Genomic DNA, 6,871 nt, shown 5'->3' with positions numbered 1-6,871 from the left:
CCTGAATGCCAAAACGGGCTTGAGCTTGTTTGTACGTCATTTCGCCTTTTTCAACACGCTCTACAACGCCTAATTTAAAGGCTAAGGTGTAATCACGTTGCGTGCGCTTACGGCTTGAATTACTTGATGTTGTCATAAAGAAGTCCTCTTTATGTCAACGTATTTCAGGACGGGACATAATAACGAAAAAAGCCCCAGTCTTTCGACTGGGGCTTTTTTGGGATTTGGTGCCGAGAGAGGGACTTGAACCCTCACACCCGTTAAGGCGGCGGATTTTGAATCCGCTGCGTCTACCAATTCCGCCATCTCGGCAAGTGGAGGCAATTATACGTACCGGCCTTTCGAGTGCAAGCACAAAAAATAAAAAACTGTTTGTTCGCACTATTTTTGACCAACTAAAGCCACATCAGCGGGTAAGCGGCGAGATAATGTACAAAAAACATCGTAAAACAGCCGAGTAAATTGACTCACAATGAGTTTGTCTATGCTAGGCTAGCATCGAATTGAGTTCGAGGATGTAACCCCCATGCAAACTTCTTCTATCGCTTGTCCAACCGCCGGTTTTTTCCGCCGTTTAGCAACCTGGGTCTATGATCTATTAGTGGTGGCCGCTCTGCTGATGCTCGCAGGCGGAGGAATGATGGCATTACTGGCACTGGCGCAGGCCTTAGGGATGTCGATAGCACCTTATCAAGATATCAGTGATTTTCTCACCCACCACCCTATCGCTAACCCTCTGTACACGGCCTATCTTGCTTGTGTGATCGGAGGATTTTATGGCTATTTTTGGTGTAAGGCAGGACAAACTCTCGGCATGCGTGCATGGCGTCTTCGTTTACAAAACGCAGATGGTAGCAACATCCGGCCTACGCAAGCACTGATTCGCCTAGCAACCGCTTGTTTTGGGCTTGGAAACTTAGTCGTGATCTTCGATATTAATAACCGCGCGTTCCAAGACCACTTTGCCGAATGCGACATGATAGTGCTGCCTAAACCGACCAAAGCCAAGTAGGTGACATCCCCTTATCATTCGGGCGTGTTATACGCCCTTTCCCTGTAAGCCGTTCGATGAATAAAGTTTAATTTGATATAAAACAAGAAAAGCGCGGTTTTCTCCCCGATTCGAATTGTAGACGTTGATCAGTTTTATTCACCTTCAACATTATCACCACATGCTTAACTACGCAGAAAACTCACATAAAAACTAAAACAAAACCGCTAAGACTCTCGTCAAAAAAGAAAGTGAACATGATCTTTTAAATAAAAAACCAAACGCCCAACCAGATTTGAAATATAGCTAAGCAAAAAAAGTAAAGTAACATTCACTTCTTAAGAATTCGCTATCAGCGTAAATAGAAAACACGTTTTCTTTTGTGAAGTATCACTAGGAAGTAAAAGGCATACCGCTTTTACAATGTGACCACAGCTACTCACCATAGCCAAGAATAATAACTGACGTGAAACTTAAAGATTTACCTCAACACGTGTAGTACGACTCCGTGCTCAGAAGAGGTATGAGGAGAAACGATGAGTACCCAAAGTGTTCCCGAAAAAAAAGGGTGGTTTGCTAACCTGAAGTTCCCATCCGCCTATACCATTCTATTTATTCTCATTGCCATTGTTGCCGCATTGAGTTGGATAGTCCCCGCCGGTCAATACGAACGAACAATGAACGAAGAGCTTGGTCGAGAAGTGCCCGTATCCGGTACCTATCAGCAAGTTGAGAATAATCCTCAAGGCATTGTTGACGTCCTTCTTGCTCCTATTGATGGCTTCTATAACCATCAGACGTATGAAGCCGCTGCCATTGATGTCTCCCTGTTCATTTTGATCATTGGTGGTTTTTTAGGACTTGTGACTAAAACCGGGGCGATTGATGCCGGTATTGAGCGGGTCACAAGACGCCTTGAAGGACGCGAAGAATGGATGATCCCCATTTTGATGGGGCTATTTGCTGCAGGTGGCACCATTTACGGGATGGCTGAAGAATCACTGCCTTTTTACACTTTATTAGTCCCTGTGATGATGGCAGCCCGCTTTGATCCCGTGGTCGCAGCGGCAACCGTACTCCTCGGCGCCGGCATTGGTACCCTAGGCTCCACCATCAACCCTTTTGCCACCGTTATCGCTGCGAATGCGGCAGGGATCCCTTTTACTGACGGGATCTTATTACGCTTGGCAATTTTGGTTATTGGCTGGCTGATTTGCGTCGCTTACGTAATGCGTTATGCCCGTAAAGTGCAAGCTGACCAGAGCCAATCGATCGTTTATGACCAGTATGATGACAATAAAAAGCATTTTCTTGGCGATCACGATGAGAATCAATGCTTAGATTTTACCGCGACGCGTAAAGTCATTCTTACCGTTTTCGCAGGGGCATTCGCCGTCATGATCTACGGTGTGTCGTCACTCGGTTGGTGGATGGCAGAGATCTCAGCCGTCTTCTTAGGCGCTGCGATCATCATTGGCCTTATCGCCCGCATGAGCGAAGAAGAAATCACCGGTAGCTTTATAGACGGGGCTCGGGATTTACTGGGGGTCGCGCTGATCATTGGTATTGCCCGCGGTATCGTGGTCATCATGGATAAAGGCATGATCACCGACACCATACTCAATAGCGCCGAAAGCTTGGTCACTGGCCTGTCTTCATTTGTCTTTATTAACGTGATGTACTGGCTTGAAGTGCTCCTCTCGTTCTTGGTGCCTTCTTCATCCGGGCTTGCAGTACTGACCATGCCAATCATGGCGCCGTTAGCTGATTTCGCCAACGTGGGTCGCGAATTGGTCGTCACCGCTTATCAATCAGCCTCTGGTTTAGTTAATCTAGTGACACCAACGTCAGGCGTCGTCATGGGTGGCTTAGCGATTGCTCGCGTTCCTTATGCGAAGTGGATTAAATGGGTTGCTCCCTTGCTTGGCATTCTGACCATTATGATTATGGCAATGCTAAGTATTGGTGTCGTGCTATAAATACAATTGAAAGCAATGTTGTTGCGCACTTGCCTCTGGCAAGTGCGCTTTTTTTTGCCTGTTGTTCAACGGAAAGGTAATACACAGACTTTATCTTCGTATTTTCTATTCTGATGTTACACAGTGATTACACGCTTAACAAAAAACGCTTTTATGATGACCTGCCTCACAGTTCAAAGCAAAAAAACCGCTTAATTTGTTAAATCATAAAACAAAAAAATATAGCCATTCATTAATTACGCATAAGGTTAAAACACCATGAAATATAAAAGGCATAAAAATAATCCCCACCCCGCAGCAGCCCGACAAAGTAAAAATAAAATTCGTTAGGCAATCAATAAAAGTGATTAATTATTAAATTGAGATAACACCAAACATCATAAATACCATTAACACCGAGTAAAAACTGCCAATCTTAGCTATTTAAACCAATGTGATCTAACTTCAAGATCAGGAAGCGCATCGCGTTAGAATGAATTCGTACCCAATAATAAATCTGCACTTTTTATTTATCCCTTCCGATAAAAAGCCAGGCAGAAATATACGGAGAAAGAAAGATGAACAACTTCTATGTCGGCTCTGAAATTGGTCAGTTACGCACCGTGATGCTACACCGTCCTGAGCGCGCGTTGACACATTTGACACCTTCGAACTGTCACGATCTACTTTTCGACGATGTCCTTTCCGTTGAACGCGCCGGTGAAGAACATGATAAGTTCGCGCAAACATTAAGAGATCAAGGTGTCGAAGTCCTGCTCCTTCAAAACCTGCTGGCTGAAACCCTCGATGTTCCTGAAGCCAAAGCCTGGCTGATGAACCTAAAAATTTCGGACTATACCTTTGGTCCATCGTTTGCTAATGATATTCGCTGCTACCTTAATGATCTCCCTCATCAGGAGCTTGCTTCAATGTTCTTAGGTGGGCTCGCGTACTCTGAGCTTCCCATTACCACCACCTCAATGCTACAAGCGATGCACGCGCCATCGGACTTTATTATTGATCCACTCCCCAATCATTTGTTTACCCGAGATACATCTTGCTGGCTATACGGTGGCGTATCTATCAACCCTATGGCAAAACCCGCCCGTAAACGTGAAACCAACCATTTACGCGCAATTTATAAATGGCACCCACATTTCGCCAATGGTGACTTTATTACCTACTTCGGTGGCGAGAACATTGATTATGACAATGCCACTATTGAAGGCGGTGATGTGACTGTTCTTGGTAAAGGAGTGGTATTGATTGGGATGTCTGAGCGTACCACGCCGCAAGGGGTTGAAAACCTAGCTTCTAGCCTATTCAAACACGGACAAGCCAAGCAAGTGATTGCGATGGAGCTACCAAAACACCGCTCTTGCATGCACCTAGACACCGTAATGACCCATATGCGTGAAGATACCTTCTCTGTGTATCCAGAAGTGATTCGTAAAGACATCAAGTGCTGGAGCTTAACCGGAGATCGCAGCGGTAAGTTGAATGTCCGAGAAGAGGACTACTTCCTATCAGCCATTGAAAAAGGCCTCGATGTGGGTCCATTGAACCTTATTACCACTGGCGGTGATAGCTTCGAAGCCGAGCGTGAGCAATGGAATGATGCCAACAACGTACTCACGGTTCGTCCGGGTGTCGTCGTAGGCTATGAACGTAATACTTATACCAACGAAAAATACGATAAAGCAGGGATTACCGTTTTATCCATTCCTGGCGATGAGCTGGGCCGAGGCCGTGGTGGTGCACGCTGCATGAGCTGCCCAATCCATCGTGATGGCATTTAATTCTCGCATGGGCTGGGCGTTATAACGCTCAGCCTCCTAACGGCTGTAGAGAGTATGATTATGAACAAACCCACTGTCGTCGTAGCATTAGGTGGCAATGCCCTCCTTCGTCGAGGCGAGCCATTAGAAGCGGACATTCAACGCGCCAATATCGCAAAGGCGGCTAAAACCATCGCCGCGATTGGCGAACAATATAACGTCGTCCTTGTCCATGGTAACGGGCCACAAGTCGGTCTATTAGCGCTTCAAGGGCTAGAGTATAAATCGGTGACTCCTTATCCGCTGGACGTATTAGGATCTGAAACTCAAGGCATGATCGGCTACATGCTGATGCAAGAGCTCCATAACCTGGCACCGGAGCAACACGTGTCTTGCATGCTGACGCAAATGACCGTTGATCCCAAAGACCCGGCATTTGCCAATCCGACCAAACCGATTGGTCCCGTGTATGACCAACAAGAGGCGAATCTGCTCGCTGAAAAATATGGTTGGGACATCAAACCGGATGGCAAATATTTCCGTCGTGTTGTGCCTAGCCCTCAACCCACCGGCATTGTAGAAGATGACGCCATTGCCAGTTTGATTCACCAAGGCCATTTGGTTATTTGCACCGGCGGTGGTGGTATTCCCGTGGTCAAAGAAGGCACTCAACTCAAAGGCATTGAAGCGGTCATAGATAAAGACATGTCTGCGGCGTTCTTAGCTCGTCAGATTAATGCGGACGCCCTGCTTATTTTGACCGATGCCGAAGCCGTCTATCTCGATTATGGTCAACCGACGCAACGCGCTATCACGGATACCACACCCGATGATTTAAGCCAATATGTGTTCGATGCAGGCTCGATGGGCCCAAAAATTGATGCCTCGTGCGAGTTTATTCGTCAAGGCGGAACGTTGGTTGGCATTGGCGCATTAGAAGATGGTTTAGCCATTCTTGCCGGTCAAGCAGGCACACGTATTCGTCCACAATCAGTGAATAACAACAATATTTCTCAAGGCCAACCTGCTCCAGCGCAAGCCTGAGACCAATAACGAAGAGGATTTTCCATTATGGCTTTTAACCTACGTAACCGTAACTTCCTTAAGCTGCTGGACTTCACCCCCCGTGAAATTCAACATTTCATCGACATGGCAATTGAGCTAAAAAAAGCGAAATACAATGGCTACGAAACACCGCGCTTAAAGGGCAAAAACATTGCGCTAATCTTCGAGAAAGCCTCGACACGCACGCGCTGTGCCTTTGAAACTGCGGCTTTTGATCAAGGCGCCCAAGTCAGCTATATCGGCCCTACGGGATCTCAAATTGGTCATAAAGAGTCGATGAAAGACACCGCCCGCGTGCTTGGCCGTATGTATGATGGCATTGAATATCGCGGGTTTGGTCAGTCAATTGTCGAAGAACTGGGTGAATACGCTGGTGTTCCGGTGTGGAATGGCCTCACCACTGAATTCCATCCTACCCAAATTTTAGCCGACTTAATGACCATGCTCGAACACGGCCGCGGTAAGCAGCTGCATGAAATGCGCTTTGCTTACCTTGGCGATGCCCGCAACAACATGGGTAACTCCCTGATGGTCGGAGCGGCGAAAATGGGCATGGACATTCGCTTAGTGGCACCAAAAGCGTTCTGGCCTGAAGAAGAGTTAGTGGCAACATGTCGCGCCATTGCCGAGCAAACCGGCGCGCATATTACGCTGACAGAAGACGTAAACGAAGGCGTCAAAGACTGTGACTTCTTGTACACCGACGTATGGGTGTCGATGGGCGAGTCAAAAGAAGCGTGGGATGAACGCGTCGCGATCATGACCCCTTATCAGGTCAATATGGACATGGTTAAAGCGACTGGTAACCCACACACAAAATTCATGCATTGCCTGCCTGCGTTTCATAATAATGAAACAACCGTCGGCGCAGAAATCGAACAAAAGTATGGCTTGAAAGGGTTAGAAGTCACCGAAGATGTATTTGAATCAGACTGCTCTATCGTGTTTGATGAAGCAGAGAACCGCTTGCACACCATCAAAGCGGTAATGGTCGCCACACTCGGCGATTAGCCACGTCAAACAGGGTGTCAGTCGGCACCCTGTTTATTAACCTTGCCACCACGCAGTGACTCTCATCA

The 6,871-nt window shown here is 46.9% G+C and carries 5 protein-coding genes, 1 tRNA gene and 1 pseudogene; 5 read left to right on the top strand and 2 right to left on the bottom strand.

Translation table 11 applies throughout. The features are described 5' to 3' along the window. Both BUQ98_RS16955 and BUQ98_RS12945 read right to left on the bottom strand, forming a co-directional pair. Positions 1-136: pseudogene (locus BUQ98_RS16955) on the bottom strand (IS3 family transposase); the annotation flags it as partial. Between the two features lie 89 nt (positions 137-225). Then, positions 226-312 (bottom strand) — tRNA-Leu (locus BUQ98_RS12945). A gap of 214 nt (positions 313-526) precedes the next feature. Here BUQ98_RS12945 and BUQ98_RS12940 point away from each other — a divergent pair. The 5 genes from BUQ98_RS12940 (at position 527) to argF (ending at position 6,803) form a co-directional block, all read left to right on the top strand. Beyond that, positions 527-1,012, top strand: a complete 486-nt coding sequence (locus BUQ98_RS12940) for an RDD family protein (protein ID WP_074214196.1) — start codon at positions 527-529, stop codon at positions 1,010-1,012. A 515-nt stretch (positions 1,013-1,527) separates the two neighbouring features. Further along, a complete protein-coding gene (locus BUQ98_RS12935) occupies positions 1,528-2,970 on the top strand; it encodes a YfcC family protein (RefSeq protein WP_074214195.1) in 1,443 nt (480 codons plus the stop codon). Positions 2,971-3,527: 557 nt separating this feature from the next. After that, a complete protein-coding gene (gene arcA, locus BUQ98_RS12930) occupies positions 3,528-4,748 on the top strand; it encodes an arginine deiminase (RefSeq protein WP_074214194.1) in 1,221 nt (406 codons plus the stop codon). Positions 4,749-4,808: 60 nt separating this feature from the next. Continuing rightward, positions 4,809-5,771: a carbamate kinase gene (arcC, locus tag BUQ98_RS12925; RefSeq protein WP_074214193.1), complete on the top strand. Its 963-nt coding sequence runs from the start codon at positions 4,809-4,811 to the stop codon at positions 5,769-5,771. Positions 5,772-5,798: 27 nt separating this feature from the next. After that, positions 5,799-6,803 carry an ornithine carbamoyltransferase gene (gene argF, locus BUQ98_RS12920; RefSeq protein WP_074214192.1) on the top strand — a complete coding sequence of 335 codons (1,005 nt, stop codon included), beginning with the start codon at positions 5,799-5,801 and terminating at the stop codon, positions 6,801-6,803. Positions 6,804-6,871 lie beyond the last annotated feature (68 nt).

This window comes from Salinivibrio sp. ES.052, assembly GCF_900141775.1.
GTDB lineage: Bacteria > Pseudomonadota > Gammaproteobacteria > Enterobacterales > Vibrionaceae > Salinivibrio.
Note: the sequence above shows the minus strand (reverse complement) of the source record. Positions and strands in the feature narration are given on the sequence as shown.